This window comes from Chromatiaceae bacterium (genome assembly GCA_024235395.1).
GTDB lineage: Bacteria > Pseudomonadota > Gammaproteobacteria > Chromatiales > Chromatiaceae > Thiosocius.
Map to the genome: position 1 here is coordinate 1 of JACKMK010000003.1, position 18751 is coordinate 18751.

13 protein-coding genes, 2 tRNA genes and 4 other RNA genes are annotated in these 18751 nt (G+C 61.1%); 8 read left to right on the plus strand and 11 right to left on the minus strand.

All coding sequences use genetic code 11. The features are described from left to right. A tRNA-Tyr gene (locus H6955_13380) sits at nt 1-85 on the minus strand. Nucleotides 86-275: 190 nt separating this feature from the next. Between H6955_13380 and H6955_13385 the strand changes: the two genes are divergently transcribed. The 4 genes from H6955_13385 to H6955_13400 all read left to right on the plus strand — a co-directional run bounded on the left by H6955_13385 (nt 276) and on the right by H6955_13400 (nt 7957). Further along, nucleotides 276-1613 (plus strand): UDP-glucose/GDP-mannose dehydrogenase family protein, encoded by a 1338-nt coding sequence (locus H6955_13385; protein ID MCP5314548.1) that lies wholly within the window; start codon nt 276-278, stop codon nt 1611-1613. Nucleotides 1614-1880: 267 nt separating this feature from the next. Beyond that, complete coding sequence (locus H6955_13390) at nt 1881-2840, plus strand: outer membrane lipoprotein-sorting protein (GenBank protein ID MCP5314549.1); 960 nt, start codon at nt 1881-1883, stop codon at nt 2838-2840. 78 nt (nt 2841-2918) lie between these two features. After that, nucleotides 2919-5090, plus strand: a complete 2172-nt coding sequence (locus H6955_13395; GenBank protein ID MCP5314550.1) for an RNA polymerase-associated protein rapA — start codon at nt 2919-2921, stop codon at nt 5088-5090. A gap of 98 nt (nt 5091-5188) precedes the next feature. Beyond that, complete coding sequence (locus H6955_13400) at nt 5189-7957, plus strand: MMPL family transporter (protein ID MCP5314551.1); 2769 nt, start codon at nt 5189-5191, stop codon at nt 7955-7957. A 77-nt stretch (nt 7958-8034) separates the two neighbouring features. Here H6955_13400 and pth read toward each other — a convergent pair whose 3' ends face one another. From pth to H6955_13440, 8 genes are all read right to left on the minus strand, one after another. Beyond that, nucleotides 8035-8613: an aminoacyl-tRNA hydrolase gene (gene pth, locus H6955_13405; GenBank protein MCP5314552.1), complete on the minus strand. Its 579-nt coding sequence runs from the start codon at nt 8611-8613 to the stop codon at nt 8035-8037. 241 nt (nt 8614-8854) lie between these two features. Further along, nucleotides 8855-9484 (minus strand): 50S ribosomal protein L25/general stress protein Ctc, encoded by a 630-nt coding sequence (locus H6955_13410; GenBank protein MCP5314553.1) that lies wholly within the window; start codon nt 9482-9484, stop codon nt 8855-8857. Between the two features lie 94 nt (nt 9485-9578). Next, entirely contained in the window at nt 9579-10517 is a 939-nt protein-coding gene (locus tag H6955_13415) for a ribose-phosphate diphosphokinase (protein MCP5314554.1), read from the minus strand. A 193-nt stretch (nt 10518-10710) separates the two neighbouring features. Further along, nucleotides 10711-10841: non-coding RNA, RtT sRNA (locus H6955_13420), on the minus strand. Between the two features lie 31 nt (nt 10842-10872). Then, a non-coding RNA gene (locus H6955_13425) (RtT sRNA) lies at nt 10873-11003 on the minus strand. 31 nt (nt 11004-11034) lie between these two features. Continuing rightward, nucleotides 11035-11165, minus strand: a non-coding RNA gene (locus H6955_13430) — RtT sRNA. A gap of 31 nt (nt 11166-11196) precedes the next feature. Beyond that, nucleotides 11197-11327: non-coding RNA, RtT sRNA (locus tag H6955_13435), on the minus strand. A 31-nt stretch (nt 11328-11358) separates the two neighbouring features. Next, a tRNA-Gln gene (locus H6955_13440) sits at nt 11359-11433 on the minus strand. A 690-nt stretch (nt 11434-12123) separates the two neighbouring features. Between H6955_13440 and H6955_13445 the strand changes: the two genes are divergently transcribed. The 3 genes from H6955_13445 to H6955_13455 are packed head-to-tail and all read left to right on the plus strand — an operon-like array spanning nt 12124 to nt 14593. Next, nucleotides 12124-13083: a polysaccharide deacetylase gene (locus tag H6955_13445; GenBank protein MCP5314555.1), complete on the plus strand. Its 960-nt coding sequence runs from the start codon at nt 12124-12126 to the stop codon at nt 13081-13083. Continuing rightward, nucleotides 13080-14018, plus strand: coding sequence for a GNAT family N-acetyltransferase (locus H6955_13450; GenBank protein ID MCP5314556.1), 939 nt, complete (start codon nt 13080-13082; stop codon nt 14016-14018). The genes H6955_13445 and H6955_13450 overlap by 4 nt, the downstream gene beginning before the upstream one ends. Next, nucleotides 14015-14593 carry a GNAT family N-acetyltransferase gene (locus H6955_13455; protein MCP5314557.1) on the plus strand — a complete coding sequence of 193 codons (579 nt, stop codon included), beginning with the start codon at nt 14015-14017 and terminating at the stop codon, nt 14591-14593. The genes H6955_13450 and H6955_13455 overlap by 4 nt, the downstream gene beginning before the upstream one ends. Before the next feature lie 84 nt (nt 14594-14677). On the opposite strand, the gene ispE is transcribed toward H6955_13455, so the two are convergent. Further along, complete coding sequence (gene ispE / locus H6955_13460; protein MCP5314558.1) at nt 14678-15526, minus strand: 4-(cytidine 5'-diphospho)-2-C-methyl-D-erythritol kinase; 849 nt, start codon at nt 15524-15526, stop codon at nt 14678-14680. Continuing rightward, nucleotides 15523-17271 (minus strand): tetratricopeptide repeat protein, encoded by a 1749-nt coding sequence (locus H6955_13465; protein ID MCP5314559.1) that lies wholly within the window; start codon nt 17269-17271, stop codon nt 15523-15525. Before H6955_13465 ends, ispE begins: the two co-directional genes overlap by 4 nt. A 142-nt stretch (nt 17272-17413) precedes the next feature. On the opposite strand from H6955_13465, the gene H6955_13470 reads away from it, so the two are divergent. After that, complete coding sequence (locus H6955_13470) at nt 17414-18685, plus strand: glutamyl-tRNA reductase (protein MCP5314560.1); 1272 nt, start codon at nt 17414-17416, stop codon at nt 18683-18685. Nucleotides 18686-18751: the final 66 nt, after the last annotated feature.

Consider the following 18751-nt stretch of genomic DNA (forward strand, 5'->3'; position numbering starts at 1 on the left):
TGGTGGAGGGGGGAGGATTCGAACCTCCGAAGGCTGAGCCGTCAGATTTACAGTCTGATCCCTTTGACCGCTCGGGAACCCCTCCAAAAAAGAGGCGGTATTCTCTGGTAACGACAGCCCACTGTCAACCGCGGAAGAAAATGATCTTTCAGCCGACACGCCAACCTGGAAAAGCCATGTGCTAGCATGCGGCGCTCGCATGCGCTGTCCGACCTGGGGCACTGCACGCACCGCCCCAAGCCATTGTTTTTATTAGCCAGGATCGTTAGCAGACCATGAAAGTCACTGTTTTTGGAAGTGGGTATGTCGGCCTCGTCACCGGCACCTGCCTCGCCGAAGTCGGCAACAAAGTCATGTGCGTGGACGTGGATCCCGCCAAAATCGACCTGCTGAACGGCGGCGGCGTGCCGATCTACGAGCCGGGCCTCACCGAGATGGTCAAGCGCAATCGCGAGGCCGGGCGGCTGTTGTTCACGACGGACGCCAAGACGGGCGTGGATTTCGGCCAGATCCAGTTCATCGCCGTGGGCACGCCGCCCGACGAAGATGGCTCTGCCGATCTGCAGTACGTCCTCGCCGTGGCACGATCCATCGCCGAACACATGACCGATTTCAAGATCGTGGTCGACAAATCCACGGTACCCGTAGGTACCGGCGACAAAGTCGCCAACCGCATTCGTGAAACGCTCCGGCAGCGCGGGGTCGATATCGATTTCGACGTCGTCTCGAACCCCGAGTTTCTGAAGGAAGGCGCCGCGATCGCCGATTTCATGAAGCCCGACCGGATCGTTGTCGGTACCGAGAACCCGCGTTCCATCGAGGCGATGCGTCAGCTGTACGCACCGTTCAACCGCAATCACGAACGCCTCCTGTTCATGGACATTCGCTCGGCCGAACTGACGAAGTACGCTGCGAACGCGATGCTCGCGACCAAGATCAGCTTCATGAACGAGTTGTCCAACATCGCAGAGATCCTCGGCGCCGACATCGAGAAGGTGCGCATCGGGATCGGCTCGGACCCGCGCATCGGCTTCCAGTTCATCTATCCGGGCTGCGGTTATGGCGGCTCATGCTTTCCGAAGGACGTGCAGGCGCTCGAGAAGACCGCACTCGGCGTCGGCTATCAGCCCCAGTTGCTGCATGCCGTCGAGGCCGTGAACCACCGACAGAAGGAGTTGCTGTTCCACAAGATCAGCGATTACTTCGAAGGCAAACTGTCTGGCAAGACGATCGCGCTCTGGGGCCTGGCTTTCAAGCCCAACACCGACGACATGCGTGCCGCGTCGAGCCGCACCTTGATGGAGGCGCTCTGGGATGCAGGCGCCAAGGTGCGCGCGTTCGACCCGATCGCTCATGAGGAAGCCCGACGCTTATATGGCGAGCGACCGGATCTGGAGATCTGTGAACATGCCGATACCGCACTGGAAGGCGCTGACGCCCTGGCGGTCGTCACCGAGTGGATCGAGTTCCGCAGCCCTGATTTCGCGGCCATCCGCGAGACACTGCGGCATCCCGTTGTGTTTGACGGGCGCAACATCTACGACCCGAAAGCGCTCACCGATGCCGGCCTGACCCACTACAGCATCGGTCGCCAACCGGCACGTCCTGCCTGAATTCCCTCACCGCCCGGTGATAAGAGAGCCAGGCGCAACGCCTGGCTGGCGCAAAAATGATGGATGATTGACATCTGTCAATGTAAAATTCTCTGGGCAACTTAGATTCTGTAAATACTGATAAAAAATAAAAAAATACCCGTGCGCAGGACGCGCCAATATTGCGCTGCAGTCTTTGAACCCAGCTGATTCGGCATACCCCTTGGCGGGCATGATCGGATCGGGCGATACGCGTCTGTACCCATTCGTTCGCTGAGAGGAACCAAAATGCGTCAAATCCTTAGGGCCGGAATCGCGGCCTTCACCCTGTCTACCACGCTCTCGTTCACCGCCATTGCCGGCGTGCCCAAAGATCTGCCCTACCCGAGCGGCAATCTGACCGCCGACCAGATCATGGAGCAGGTGTATTTCGTCAATCATTTCTACGCGTTCAAGAACTACGCGATCACCAAGCAGGACGATGACATCACCGTGCTGGTAATCAAGGGGGAAGGCAAGACGCCCACGACCAACACCCTGGAGCGCTATCTCAACAACGATTATCCCGCTGACGACGCGACCAAGGCGGAAGATTTGGCGATCTTTCGTTCGGGCAAGCTCAAGGGCACCGGCATGCTGATCACGGACTTCCAGGACGACGCGAAAAGCCAGTCCTACATGATCTGGCTGCCCGCACTGCGCAAGATCCGGCGCTTCGCCCAGCCCGCACACGACGACGCATGGGGCGGCTCCGACTTTACGTTCGGTGACGTGGCGCTGCGCAAACCGTTCCACGAAACCCACGAACTGCTTGGCAAAGAGGCCTTCAACGACTGCCTCGGTTACATCGCCATCAACGACGACGAACAGACCCGTTACACCACCGGCCTCCCCAAGTCCGGCTCCTGCAGCCCCAAGGGAAAAGAGGTGTACAAGGTGAAATCCACCACCAAGTTCGAAGGATGGTGGTACGACTACCGGATCTCCTACATCGACACCAAGACCTTCGCCGACTACCGCAGCGAGTACTTCAAAAACGGCGAGCAGGTGAAGGTCATCGACCGCGACTGGGTACCGCTGGGCAAATCGGACGACCCGCGCGCGGTTGGCTGGGGTTACTGGTATGGCAAGACGCTGGCTACCGGCAACCAGACCTGGGCGGTGATTCCAGCGAACGTCAACCGTGTCGACGAGACCTATGAAGCCAACTGGTGGTCGGAGTCCACGCTGCGCAAGATCAAGCGTTGAGATCCATCGAAAAAACAATCAGCCGGGGCACAGCCCCCGGCGAGGCAGTCACGCGCGGAGCGTGTAGGGAGTCATTGAATGTTTAAGAAGTCACCATTGGGGATGGCCGTGGCCACCCTGCTTGCCGCGCCCCTGGGCGTGCAGGCGGAAGTCCAGGTCTCGGCCGAGCTGAAAAACGAGACCGCTTTCTTCATCAATTCCGGGCAGGTCACCGGCCAGGCGCGAAGCATGCTCGACGATCGTGAGCACGATGCCGGCGACCTGATGAAGTTCGAGAACTCAGCGCGCATCTTCTTCAACGGCGATCTCGGCGAATCGGCCACTTGGCATGCCGAACTCCGGCCTGTGGTCGATGGCAAGGGCGTCAACGCGGACTACAAATACCACCGCAGTTACACTCAGAACGATTACCTGCGGGAATTGTATGTCGACACCAGTGCCGGCGGCTGGGACCTGCGTCTCGGTAAGCAGCAGGTAGTGTGGGGAACGGCTGACGGCATCAAGCTGCTCGACATCATCAACCCGACCGATTTCCGCGAACTGAACCAGAACTCCCTGGAGGATTCGCGCATACCGGTCTGGATGGTCAATGCCGAGCGCTATCTCGACAACGGCGGCAACATCCAGCTGATCGTCTCCCAGTCCGAGGAAAACAAGATTCCCGGCTTGAACTCCAATGGCGACAGCGGCCACCCGTTCATGATGAAGGGCGTCGACTCCATCTCCGGTCGGGTGAACGGCTTTTACAACATCGCACCGGCACTGAGTGAGGTCGCGGCCACCTTCAACGCCGCAGCGATGAACGGGGCATTCACCGGCGGCGGATTCTTCGCTCCGGGCCTCACCGTCTTCGGCGGCCTGACGGTGGACGGCTTCGCCAGCGGTTTCTGGGACGCGACCAGCAATCCGGGACAGATTACTCCGACCGTGCCGACCGACCCGAATGCGGCACCTGGATACATTCTGTTGAACGCCTTTGCCCAGAACGGCTTTACCGGCCAGCCGGGCTTCCCGGCGGGCCTGGTGGATCCGAACGGGAACTACAACGTCACCAACCTGCTCGCGGTCAATGGCCCGAACTTCACCGACGTCACCTGGACACCGAACAAGGCATCGTCCGCGTTCGAATACATGTCCAATGCGACGTTCGCGACCTTCAACACCTTCACCGAGTTCAACCCGAGCAATCCAACCGGATTGGGTGGCATCGACACCACCTGGGAACGCGACTACGGCGAGGAGCCCAATATCGGCGGTCGTTATCGCGCCAGTCTCGAAAACGGCCTGAACTTCTCGGTGAACTACTTCTACCACTACAGCTCGAATCCGACCATCGACCTGAGCTGGCGCGGCAAGGATGGAAACGAGCTGACCGTGCAGCGTGCCGCGACGATGGTCATCGATTCGAACGGCACGCCGGGTATCCAGCCGGACGATAGCTTCCTGCCGGACGCATCGACCGCCCTTACCCGCGACCAGGCACGCGCCAACCACGACCTGGGCAATCCGACCACGATCCTGTTGCACGATGATGCAGGCAACTACTACGGGGCACTGAACCCCGCGACGCTGGATGGCAGCCCGGGCGCTGGCGCACCGACACTGCATTTCACCGAGACCTCTCACCGCGTTCACAGCATTGGCGCCTCGTTCGACTATGCACTCGACGTCGGCGACACACCGATCGTCCTGCGCGGCGAGTTCCTGTACGACAAGGGAGAGCGGCAGCCTGTCGTCGACAAGTACCTGCTGTCGATCGGCGATCTCACCAATGCACTCAAGATGGAAGAGGCCGACTACTTCAAGTACGTGCTGGGTGCCGATGTCACGGTACTGACCAACCTGCTGGTGAGCGCGCAGTTCATCCAGTTCCGCAACCTCGACTACATCGATGAACCGGACAGATGCGTTACCCAGGGCACCAACACCATCGACTGCAGCCGTTACACCGCGGACTTCGCAACGCTTCACCTGACCAACGGCCTGAATCAGGCTGAGAAGAACAAGGAGTTCTACTCGCTGTTCCTGTCCAAGCCTTTCGGTGCCGCACAGCTGGGTCGCGTCAACAACATCATCATCTTTGAAGAGGGCGGCGGCTATTGGAACCGGCTCGATGCCGAGTACTCACTGTCCGATCAGTTGATCGTCACCGGTGAACTGAACCTTTACTGGGGTGACGAGGACACCACATTCGGCCAGTTCGAAGATTCTTCGAACATCCAGGTCGGACTGAAGTACATCATCGAATAATGAAAACCTGACGTAAGCTCCGCAAAAGCGGCGTTCGGCCTCGGTCGACGCCGCTTTTTTTGCCGAACAGATCTAGAAACTGACAGGGCTTGAGGATCATGACCACAGAAAACAACACCTGGGCCAGCCGGTACGCGGACTTCGTGCTGCGTTTCCGCTGGCCGATCATCGCTTTCCTACTCGTCTGCACCGTCGCGGGTGCGATCTATGTGCCGCAGCTCGACATCCGCAACGACCCCGATACGCTGCTGCCGGCGAGTAACCGCTATGTCGCGACCAACCTGTACGCCGAACACAAGTTCGGCATGGGCAACCTGATGGTGTTCGCCCTCAAGATCAAGGAGGGCGATATCTGGCAACCCTGGTTCATCAACAAGATCCAGGAGATCCACAACAAACTCGAGGCCCTGCCCCATTCACGCCCGGCGAACTTCATCGACATTGCGTCGCAGAAGATCAAGTACATGGGCACCGATGAGAACGGCTTGGTCTTCAAGCGACTGATCCCGACCGAGGGCATCAGTGACGACCCGGAGAAAGCCAGGGAACAGCTCGATTTTCTGCGCGAGGGTGTCAAGACGAACCCGGTGATGGCGCCGATGCTGGTGTCGATGTGGGATGCCGATGGCAATCGCTGCGCCTACGAGGACTATGACAAGGACTTCTGCGTCGCCAAGGCCGCCTATGTCATAGCCGACTACACCGACGAAGTTAAAGAGATCTACCTGCCGTGGGTGCGCGAGGTGCGCGCCATGATGGACGAATACGGCGCCGACGACCGCATCGAGCTCCTGGTCGCGGGCGAACCGTATTTCCTTGCCTGGATGCTGGCGGATCTGGTGGACCACTGGTGGCTGTTCACGATTTCGATCGCCATCGTCATCGTCGTGTTGTGGGTGGAATTCCGCAACTGGCGCGGAGCCCTGCTACCGCTGATCGGCGTCGGCATGACCATCGCGATGACCCTTGGTCTGATGGGATTCACCGCGTTCAAGCTGACGACCATGATGGTGCTGACACCGATGCTGTTGCTTGCGATCGGCATCGGACACTCGGTGCAGGTCACGCGACGCTTCATGCTGGAGAACGGCCAGAGCGGCGATGCGACCTTCGCCGCACGCGAAGCCATCCGTCACACCATCATCCCGGCCACGCTGTCGATCGTGACCGACATGGTGGGCTTCGCAACGCTGGCTACCGTCGATATCTCGTTCTACAAGGACTACGCGTACTTTGGTGTGTTCGGCATGCTCACGCTGCTGCTCACCACAACAACCCTCATCCCCCTGCTGCTCACGCTGATGCCGCCGAGCAGGGAATGCTGCCAGTCGCAGGAAGGACACGGCTGGGAAGTGGCCGTGGGCGGGCTGCTCACGCGTATCGTCACCGGACCCGGCAAATGGCTGCCGATCGGCGTGGTGGTCGCGGTCACCGCATGGTCGGCGTACTACACCAACCTGCTCAACTGGGAAGGAATCCCGGAGGATGCCGTCAAGCTCGCTGAAGAGAATGACTACATGCCGGGCGTCGAGAAGGGCATCAACTACGCGCGCGCGGCGTTCAAGGGCAGTTCGCCCACCTGGAAAGATCTCGTCCAGCTCAACGAAATCATGCCCGGTGTGATTTCGGTGTCTATTCCCATTCGAGGAAAAGTCGAGAATGTCCGCGGCTGTCTCGAGGAGTTTTTCCCAGACTCGATCTACGACATAGAAAACAAGGAAGAGAAGGCCGCGGCCTGTCAGAAGTACAAGACAGAAATGGCCTGCTGGGATGCCGAAGCCTGCGGGCCACAGGGAGTATTCAACGAGGTCGAACTGCACACGGACATCGAGAAGTTCGAGAACTGGCTGCGGGCTCACCGCTTCGTCGGCTACACCGGGTCTTATACGCAATACGTAAGGCTGGTCAACATGCTGTTGGCCGCCGAGGTGGGCGAACCGACCCGGCTCTCGGATCTGCGTGTTCCGAACAAGGACTATCTGCTCGGAATCGACCCGGATGATGACCGCAGCCCGAATGCGATCGTGCAAACCTACAACGGCCTGCTCGAGGCGATGACCTCGGCCGGGGACATGGACTCGTTCGTCGACACCGAAACCTGGAACGAAGGCGTCATCCTCGGCTTCATCAACACGATGGATCCGGTCGAGACCCACGAAGTGACGATGGACATCCAGCAGTACATCGAGGAGCACAAGAACGACCCGGGCTTCGCCAAGGTCAACTTCGGCCTACGCAATGAAGACACGTCCGGCGACACCAACGAGCTCTCGGTGGAAGGCCCCGACTATGTGCGTCCTGGCATCGGCGGCTTCCTCGGCGCGACCGAGGCGACCCGCGAAGTGGCCATGGTGAACTGGCTGATCAGTCCGCTGCAGACCGCACTGGCGATCTTCATTATCGCTGCAGTGATGTTCCGCTCAGTACTGGTGTCCGGGATGTTGACGCTGACGCTGTTGATCACCCTGTTCGCGCAGTACGGCCTGGGCGGTTACTTCACGTCGGTGGAGAACTGGTCCGGCAACCTCGCGTTTCACCTGCTCGTGACGCTGTCCATCGCGATGGGCCTCGGGGTCGACTACGGGATCTACATGGTCTCGCGGCTGCGCGAGGAAATGACCGCGACCGGCGGCAACTGGCTGCAGGCACTGCGCAACACGCAGAACACGACGGGGTCGGCCGTTATCGTTTCGATCATCGTGTTGCTTGGCTCATTCATCCCGCTGGTCGGCACTACACTCGCCAACACCTGGGGTCTGAGCATCTACATCGGCTGGGCGTTGATCATCGACGTGTTCACAGCACTGATGTTGCTGCCGCTGATGGTCAGCTGGTTCAAACCACGATACGTCTTCAACCACGACTGACCGCCAAAATGCACCCCCTCCGCTCAGCCGGAGGGGGTGCTCACAAGATTCGATTGATCCAATTCGCCGAGACCGCTTCAGGTCTTGGTATGCAGATCGTTCATCGCCCTCTGCAGGTCGCCCGCCTGAATCGTCTCCCAATGGTGCACTGCCTCGGCAATGCCGTCGTCGATCAGCGCCCGCTCGTCTTTCCCCGCCTGCGACAACACATAACCGACCACCGCATCCTTGTGGCCCGGATGCCCGATGCCGATGCGCAGGCGATGGAACCCTTGGGTACCTAGGGCGTTGCAGATATCGCGCATGCCATTGTGTCCACCATGCCCACCGCCGGTCTTCAGGCGCATCACGCCTGGCGCCAGATCGAGTTCGTCATACACCACGAGCAGTTCTTCGGGTGCGATTTGGTAGTAGTTACACAGCGCCGCTACCGTGCGACCGCTGTGGTTCATGAACGTCGAGGGTTTAACCAACCAGCACTCGCCGACCGGTGTTCGCAAGCGCCCCACGTCGCCACTGAATTTGTTTTCGTTCCGTAGGTCTGCGTTGTAGGCGCGGGCCAACCGGTCCGCAAACCAAAAGCCGGCGTTGTGCCGGGTGTCCGCATACTTCGGGCCAGGATTCCCCAAGCCAACGACACACTGAATTGTCGCCATCGATAGCCCCATCGGCAGTTGCCGCCAGGCCGATGCGTGCGCTGCAGATCACCGCAACCGGCAGGACACCGGGGTTCGCGATGAGTGCGCTGTGGCGCCCCCCCCCGTGATCACGACGCTGTGCGCCGCACGCCGGCCGGTTCACAGGCTTGATCCGGCTGCACGATCAGCAAAAAAAACGGCGGCCGAAGCCGCCGCTGTAGGACCCAGGCCGGCTGTCCGCAGGACAGCCGGCATACAATCACTCGGCGGGAGTCTCCTCTTCTTCACCCGCCTCACCAGCGCCACCTCGCGCAGCATGAATCGAGACCACCGCCGCATCATGTTCGGCGGGATCTCCGTGGCTGAGCGCCACCAATGCGACGCCTTCCGGCATCTTCAGGTCGGTCAGGTGCAGGATATCGCCCAGGTTCAGGTTGCCGAGATCGACCTCGATGTACTCCGGAAGGTCCTTGGCCGCACAAATCACCTCGACATCGGAGATCGTATGCGAAACCTGGCCACCGGCCTTCACTCCCGGGCAGGATGCCTCGTTGAGGAAATGCAGCGGTACGTGCATCTTGATGCGGTCGCTTTCCGCGACTCGCAGCAGGTCGACGTGCACTACGAACGGTTTGGCCGGGTGGCGCTGCAGGTCCTTCAGTACGACCCGCTGCCCTTTGCCGTCGACTTTGACGGTCAAAATGTGCGAATAGAACGCTTCATGTTCCAGATGCTGAATCAGCTCATTGTGCTTGGTGGCAAACATCTCGGGGTCCTTGCCACCGCCGTAGATGATCCCCGGTACCAGTCCCTCGCGACGCAGGCGGCGGCTCGCACCCTTCCCCTGATCGCTGCGGGACACTGCTTCGATTTCAAAGTTCTCTTGCATGTCTCGTCACTCGTTAAAGACACAAACAACACGTCCGCGACCCGCGACCAGGCCCATGTCGGACGCAACTCACGCGGGGAAATCCCGCCACGCCTCAGTCCACGAACAGTGAACTGACCGATTCTTCATTGTTGATCCGCCGGATCGATTCCGCGAGCAGGCCCGCAATCGACAACTGACGAATCTTGCTGCACGCCGCCGCGTCTTCGCGTAGCGGAATCGTGTTCGTCACCACCAATTCATCCAGACGTGATGACTCGATATTGGTTACCGCCGGCCCCGACAGGACCGGGTGCGTACAATACGCAACCACTTTGTCCGCGCCGGCGTCCTTCAATGCACCGGCCGCCTTGCACAGGGTCCCAGCAGTATCCACGAGGTCGTCGATCAGCACGCAGGTGCGGCCCTCCACGTCCCCGATGATGTTCATCACCTGCGCCACGTTTGCACGTGGTCGGCGCTTGTCGATGATCGCCAAGTCCGCATCGTCCAGGCGCTTGGCCAGCGCCCGTGCGCGCACCACCCCCCCGACGTCCGGCGACACGACCATCAGGTCGTCGTACTTCTGCCGCCAGATGTCACCGAGCAGAATCGGTGACGCATACACGTTGTCCACCGGGATATCGAAAAATCCCTGGATCTGATCGGCATGCAGGTCCATCGTCAAAACGCGATCTGCGCCCGCGGTGCCGATCATCTTGGCCGCGAGACGTGCCGTGATCGGCACGCGTGCCGAGCGCGGACGGCGATCCTGCCGAGCGTAACCGAAGTACGGAATCACTGCGGTGACTCTGCGCACCGACGACCAACGCAACGCGTCGATCATCACCAACAGCTCCAAGAGGTTGTCGTTGGTCGGATCGCAGGTTGGCTGTACCACGAACACGTCGCGGCCTCGCACGTTCTCCTGGATCTCGACCATGGTCTCGCCATCGCTGAACTGACCCACCGCCGCTTTGCCAAGTGGAATGTCCAGATAGGCCGCAATGTCGACCGACAATTGCGGATTGGCGTTACCCGAAAAAACCATCATGCCGGAGGTGGACACCTTGGGCTCCCATCGGTCGCTCGGACAGCCGTCCAATACAATTCAGTAACGGCGGCCCCATACAATCTGCTCAGCGCGAAACCTATCCATGTGCCACGCGCCTACAACGAACCAGCTGGTTCTCATCCTGTCGCCCGCGCTCTCGGCGCCCGGCCGCTCCGCGGCCCTCCACGATTTTTGGCTGGGGCGCCAGGATTACTCGGGCTTCGCCCTCGCCCTTCGGGCCGCCGCGACAAGCGCGACGTTCTTCGGTGCTCCGCACCTCCGTCGAACCTTGACGGTTCTCATCCTGTCGCCCGCGCTCTCGGCGCCCGGCCGCTCCGCGGCCCTCCACGATTTTTGGCTGGGGCGCCAGGATTACTCGGGCTTCGCCCTCGCCCTTCGGGCCGCCGCGACAAGCGCGACGTTCTTCGGTGCTCCGCACCTCCGTCGAACCTTGACGGTTCTCATCCTGTCGCCCGCGCTCTCGGCGCCCGGCCGCTCCGCGGCCCTCCACGATTTTTGGCTGGGGCGCCAGGATTACTCGGGCTTCGCCCTCGCCCTTCGGGCCGCCGCGACAAGCGCGACGTTCTTCGGTGCTCCGCACCTCCGTCGAACCTTGACGGTTCTCATCCTGTCGCCCGCGCTCTCGGCGCCCGGCCGCTCCGCGGCCCTCCACGATTTTTGGCTGGGGCGCCAGGATTACTCGGGCTTCGCCCTCGCCCTTCGGGCCGCCGCGACAAGCGCGACGTTCTTCGGTGCTCCGCACCTCCGTCGAACCTTGACGGTTCTCATCCTGTCGCCCGCACTCTCGGCGCCCGGCCGCTCCGCGGCCCTCCACGATTTTTGGCTGGGGCGCCAGGATTCGAACCTGGGATGCCGGAGTCAAAGTCCGGTGCCTTAACCGCTTGGCTACGCCCCAAAAGTCTCGGCAATCCACGACCGATCGCCTTGCCGACGGCCATCGCCGGGACCATACCCCGTGCCGTCCCCGGCGTCGCCCCCCGCTGCAGCCTTTTGACAGACCAAACTCAGGACGAAAAGGCGGTGAATTTCGAAGCGCGGGATAGTACCACAAACTGGGCAATGGTCCACGCCACGGCGGTCGGACCCCGGGGCGCCGGAGGATTGTCGATCCATCTATCCGTTCGGCGGGCACCGGCGTTGGCGCCACCCTACCCCGCTTGTGGCGCCCCCTGCCCGGAAAGAGGCGAAGCCGAATCCTCAACACGGGCCGCGAGGCACGCCCGTACCAAGACGCACCCGACCGAGAACCGCGGAAGCCTTGATCGATGCACCGCCGGACCTCCAGGTGTCGACCGCTCATGTGCCGAGCCGCAGACCAGACCGTCAGGGCGCCTGGTCTTGCGAAGGTCTCTGATTCACCTGGCGACTGCCAGGCGACTCTGTCCGACATCATGAGACGCGACAAAGAAAGGCGGTCTATGCGAATCACCGGTACCCTTCAACCACGCGCCAGGGTACCCTGCGTGTCGTATTCCAGAGAAAATCGGCACGATCAGCTCTCGCATCCAGCACCCAGTCAACCCAACCCTCGCGGGCGATCTTTTCGCGCAGGCGAATCACGCCGCACGTTCCGAACGGATTCCCGATGAATGTATTCTTTACTGTAGATGTGGAAGTCTGGTGCGACGGCTGGAACGATCTGGATAGCCGCTTCCCCGAAGCCTTCCAACGCTACATCTACGGTCCCACCAGCAAGGGGCGATACGGCCTCCCGCATATTGTTGACGTGCTCAACCAACACGGCTTGAACGGGGTCTTTTTTGTGGAGCCGCTGTTCGCCAGCCGATTCGGCATTCAGCCGCTGCAAGAGATAGTTGGGCTGTTGAACGACGCCGGGCAGGAGATTCAGCTCCACATGCACACCGAGTGGGTCGACGAATCGAGGCAGCCGCTTCTGCAGGATACCTCGAAGAAGCGCCAACACATGCGTTACTTCACCCGCGACGAACAGACCACGCTGGTGGGACACGGCCTGAGATTGCTCGACGAAGCGGGCGCTGCCGAAACGAACGCATTTCGGGCCGGTAGCTTCGCGTTCAATGCAGACACACTCGTCGCGTTGGCCAACAACAACGTTTCGTTCGATTCCAGCTACAACGCCAGCATGTTCGGACCGGACAGCGGCGTACTCCCGGGTACGACACTGTTGAATCCGACCGAATGCGACGGCGTGTTCGAGTATCCGATGACGGTTTTCGATGACGGCACGGGTTCCTTGCGACACGCGCAGGTGGGAGCCTGCTCCTACGGCGAGATGGTCGGGCTGTTGCGCCAAGCTTTGGATGCGGGACTGGATTCGTTCGTGATTCTTTTTCACAATTTCGAACTGCTCAATCAGGCCAAACAAAGAAAGGATGACGTCGTGGTACGGCGGTTCCACAAACTGTGCGCTTTTCTAGACAGGCATCGGGATGTCTTCGACACCCGGGGATTCAAGGGCCTGACCCCGGTAACCAGCGCTGCTCAGGGCAAGCCGCTGTCGTCGCCGATCTGGAAGACAGGCATCCGAATGGCCGAACAGATCTATCGCCGACGCTTCTCATGAGATACCTTTCCGTTCGAAACGAGACGCTCAAGTTCTCGCTTAGCGACCTGACCCTTTTCAGGGTGACACTGCCGTTGCAGGCGTGGGCAAACCCGCTTGCACCGGGCCAGACACCCGTGGATGCGCCACAACCTCCGGACGAACCATTGGCCGAGGGGAGCCGGGGTTTCATGGTTCGCGGGCTGCAGATAAATGACACCCTGCCGGCGATCAGCGTGACGGATTCCTACGTTGTGTACACCGTCAAGCAATACCGACATTGTTACATCGACCTTCAGCAGTCTTTTGACGACTATCTCGCGAAGTTTTCGTCGAAGACGCGATCTACGCTGAAAAGGAAAGTAAAGAAATTCGAGACCCACAGCGGCGGCAGGATCTCGTGGAAGATGTTCGCTACGCCGGCCGACATGAGCGAATTCTTTGCGCTCGCCCGCAAGGTTTCGGAAAAGACCTACCAGGAACGCCTGCTGGATGCAGGAATCCCTGACTCCGATTCGTTCAGGAGGGAGGCAGAAGAGCTTGCCGGAAAGGACCAGCTCAGAGCCTACATCTTGTTCGACGGAGATAGGCCGGTTTCCTACCTGTATTGCCCCGTTGAAGACGACGCCGTGATTTATGCCTATCTCGGCTACGATCCGGACTACAGCCACTTGTCGGTCGGTACCGTACTGCAGTGGCTGGCAACCGAACAGTTGCTGGGGGAAGGAAAATTTCGTTATTTCGATTTCACCGAAGGCGAATCGGCACACAAGCTCTTGTTTTCAACCGACCAGCGACTCTGTGCCAATGTCATCTTCCTGCGAAGGACCTTTGCGAATAGCCTGCTCATTCATGCACACCACACCATGGACAATCTGTCGCGCATCGCGGGCAACACTCTGGAACGTCTGGGAGTAAAGGCGAAGATCAAGCGCTTGCTGCGCTCCAGGGCATGACCATCAAACAGGTGACGCAGACCGCGCTGAAAGGCATCCTGGACTTCGTTTCGGGAGGATACGCCCCCTACTTCATCTATGCATTTGAGGCGAACCGCAAAGCGCGCGTGACGTCGCCATCGAACGCTGCGCAGTTTGAGATCAGAACTGTCGGACAAACTGACGTCGAATCCGCCGAACATCCCAAGATCCGGGAACAGGCGTGGTATGCCGGGCCTGGTTCGCGCCTCTATGGATGCTATGAGGGTGACCAGCTCGTGGGCCTGTGTGCCTATTGGTATGGCGAACGTTACCGGCAACGCAACTTCTGGCCACTGCGCGAATCCGAGGCGAAGTTGGTCCAGGTGATAACAGTGCCTGAAGTGCGCGGCCGAGGCGTAGCGTCACAACTCATCGCACGTTCCGCGGTGGACATGCTGAATGACGGATTCAGCCGACTGTATGCACGTATCTGGCATTCCAATCGCCCATCGATAAAGGCATTCGAGAAAGCCAACTGGGGCCGCATCGCCCTGGTTGTTGAGATGAATCCGTTGCGCCGCAAACAGCCGCTCAAAGTACGCATCCCCCTCTAAACGGCCAACTACTGTTCGAGGCCACATCAGAACGGGGATTCGTTAAGGAAGCAGGCGCGGGGCCGCAACGACCCAGCGTGCATTTCATGCCGACCGGGCGACAGCGTCGAGCAACGGTGAGCGGTTCATCCCCTGCACGACGAACCCCGGCACTCCCGGCGGCAACTCCCGAAGCAGTCGCTCCGCCTCCTTGCGGTCGGCGCATTCCGCGAACAATCCGGCACCGGTACCGGTCAGCCTTGCCCCTGCCCGCTCCGTCAACCAGTCGAAGCATTGAGCAACCAACGGATAACGTGTCTTGACCACCGCCAAACAGTCATTCCCTGTCACACCCGAGAGAAATTCATCTCGCGTGATCTTGGGAGAATTCCTTTGCAGATCGGGATCCCGAAAGACCGCAGCCGTGTCCACATGTACGGGCGGCGTAAGCAACAGGTAGATCGACTCGGACGGTGCAATGTCGCTCAACTGTTCGCCGACGCCCTCCGCCCAGGCGGCCCGACCGTGAACGAAGACCGGCACATCCGCACCAAGCTGGAGGCCGAGCCGCATCAACTCCGCCTCGTCCAGACCGCACCCCCACAACCGGTTCAACGCGACCAGGGTCGTCGCGGCATCCGAGCTGCCGCCTCCCAGGCCGCCGCCCATCGGAATCCGCTTTTCGATGCGTATCGAAACGCCCTTGTCGACCCCACAGACCTGTTGCAGCAGTCGCGCTGCGCGTACGGTGAGGTCGTCGTCCGCCGGGACACCCAATACCGGGCTGACCCGCTCCACCTGCCCATCGGAGCGCGCTTCGAACGTCAAACGATCCTGCAGATCGATGAACTGGAAAACGGTCTGCAACAGATGATAGCCATCGTCCCGCCGACCGACGATACGCAGCATCAGGTTGAGTTTGGCCGGTGCCGGCCAACTGCCCCCGCGGGTCATTCCGGGTTGACCTTGAGCCTCTCCATCACCGCGCGGATCTTTTCACTGTCGGGTTTGTGGACCAGGGCGTCGCGCCAGACTTCGTGGGCATTGTCGTGTTCGCCGCGGATCCACAGTACCTCACCGAGGTGGGCTGCTATCTCGTCGTCCTGGTTGAGCTGCAAGGCACGACGCAGATAGATCGAGGCTTGTGCAAGGTCACCCTGCCGGTAGAGCACCCAGCCCATGCTGTCGAGGATCGCTGCGCTGTCCGGCCGCAACTTCAGAGCCCGCGCGATATAGGCGAACGCCTCGTCAAGCCGCTCGTTACGATCAGCCAGGGTGTATCCGAGCGCGTTCAACGCGTCCGCATGGTCAGGGTCTTCCTCCAGCAGGTGCTTCAGATCCCGCTCCATCCATTCGAAATTGCCCAGCTCGATCACGAACAGCGCGCGGTTGTACAGCAGGTCCGGATTACTCGGAAACGCGGTCAGCGCGGTCTCATAGAGTGCGAGTGCCTCGTCGCGATCGCCGTGCTTCTGCACCAGTTGCGTCTCTGCGATGTACAGATCGGCGGCACGCCCCGGGTTCGCGATCCGTGCCTGCTGCAGTTTCTCGCGGGCCTGCTCGAGCCGTCCGGTACGCGCCAGGATCTGCGCGGACCGCATGACCGCGTCGACCTTGAGCTCACCCCCGGTCACGCTGCCGAACAAACCGACGGCCAGATCGTCGTTGCCGTTGCGCTCCTCGATCTGCGCCAGGTAGTAACTCGCCTCGTCGCGTCGATCGGCCTGACCGCGCAGTGTCTGCCACAACGGCCGCGCTTCGTCCCACCGCTCCTGCTGGGTCGCCAGCATCGCATAGCCGAAGGTCACCTCGTCGTCGTCCGGCTGCAGTTCGTGGAGTGACCTGAACTGCGCGAGCGCGCCCGGGTAATCGGAGGCGTCCACCAGCATGCGGGCGTAGGTCGTGCGCAACAACACACTCTTGGGATATTCGCGGACACTCTTGCTGAGCAGCGCCAGGGCCTCGTCGCGCCGGTTCTGCGCCACCAACACCCGCGACAGCAGGATGCGCGGCTGCTCCCAGTCCGCCTTGCGCTTGATCACGTCGACGAGGCCCGTTTCGGCCTCGGCGAAGCGACGGTGGGCGGCCTGCAAGACAGCCACCGCATACAATGACCGCACGTCGTCGGCGTGCCGTTCGTGCAGATCCTGGAGCAGCTGTTCGGCACCGGCGCGGTCCACCTCGACGCTGAGCGCCCCGGCGGCATGCAGGTAGCCATCGACCCCCCGCGCATCGGCAATCCGGATCAGCGCGTCGAGCTGCTCGCCCGCCAGGTCCGGTTGCTTGTTGCGCAGGAACAAAACGGCCGCAAGCTGCCGGGCGGTGATGTCGTTGGGCGCCAGCTCGACCCAGCGGCGTGCCGCCGCCAGGCCCGACTGGTAATCCTTGAGGTGCAGTGCGATCCGGGTGGCACGTTCCGCCGCATAGGCATCGCGCGCCAGGATCGCCGCATGCTGATAGTGGGTCTGCGCAAGGCGCAACTCACCGCGGTGGGCCCCGATCTCACCAACCAGGTAGCTGTAGATCAGATCCTCGTCGAGTTCGCGTTTGACCGGTTCGGGTTCCGGAAAAGGCAATACCGGCGCCGCTTTCGCGTCGGTTTTGGTTTCAGCCGGTGCGCTCGTCGCCTGCTTGATCGTCTGGCATCCCTGGGTGGCAAGCAGCGACACCAACCCGAGGCACAAAAGTAGCGTTTTCACAGCGCGTAGATTACCGGATAGGCTGGTACGCGGAAATGCCTGAAATGGCCTGCGCCGCACTCGATAAAAGGCCTTTCCACTTGCATTCAACCCCTTGATATCTCAAAATTTCCGCCTCGACGTCCAGAATCCGCCGATCACTATGTCGCTACTCGCGATAGGACTCAACCATACGACCGCCCCGGTAAGCATCCGGGAACGGGTCACATTCGGCCCGGATATCATCGTCGGCGCGTTACGCAGCCTGACCGATCTTTCGGCGGTGCACGAGGCGGTGATCCTGTCGACTTGCAACCGCACCGAAGTGTATTGCGATGCCGAGGACGACGCACTCGAGTTGACCCGTGAATGGCTGGCCGGGTTCCACGGCCTTGCGGTGGAAGACGTCGCGCCCTACCTCTATACACACGAGGGGCACCGCGCGATCCAGCACCTGTTGTCGGTTGCCAGCGGCCTCGATTCGCTGATCCTCGGCGAACCGCAGATCCTCGGCCAGGTGAAAAACGCCTTTCAAACCGCCAACGAGGCCGGGCGTACCGGCAAGATCCTCACCCGCCTGTTTCAACATGCATTCAGTACCGCCAAGCAGGTGCGCACCGACACCGCGATCGGTGACAGCCCGGTTTCGGTGGCGTTCGCCGCCGTCAGCCTCGCGCGGCAGATCTTCGCCGACCTGTCCGAACAGACTGCGCTGCTGATCGGTGCGGGCGAGACGATCGACCTGGCCGCACGCCATCTGACACAGAACGGCATCGGGCGGATCATCGTCGCCAATCGCACCATAGCGCGCGCCCAGGAACTGGCCTCGCAGTTCGACGCCTTCGCCATCGGCCTGACCGAGATCCCGGCGCATCTCGCCGAGGCGGATATCGTGATCGCGTCGACCGCCAGCCCGGTGCCGGTACTCGGCAAGGGCAGCGTCGAGAGCGCTCTCAAACGGCGCCGCCACCGCCCGATCTTCATGGTCGATATCGCGGTGCCGCGCGACATCGAGGCCGAGGTCGCCGACCTCGAAGACGTCTATCTGTATACCGTGGACGACCTCGACGAGGTCATCCAGGGGAGCCTGCGTTCCCGCCGCGAAGCCGCCGAGCAGGCCAAGGAGATCATCACCTTCCAGGTTGACGAGTTCGTCTCGTGGATGCGCTCGCTGGATGCGGTCGGGCTGATCCAGGACTATCGCCGCCAGGCCGGAGAGATCCGCGACGAGGTGCTGATCAAGGCGAAACGCATGTTGGACGCCGGCAGGCCAGCCGACGAGGCGCTGAATTTTCTCGCCCAGACGCTGACCAACAAGCTGTTGCACACACCGAGCACCCAGCTGCGCGAGGCCGGCTGCAACGGCCGCCACGAACTGCTCGAGGCCGCGAACGCGCTGTTTCAGCTCGGACAGCCCAAGTCCGGCAACGACTAGCGACTCCCGCGCTTCGCGGGCCCCGTCACGGCGCCCGCAGCCACCCGGACGACCCTTTCCCGTTCA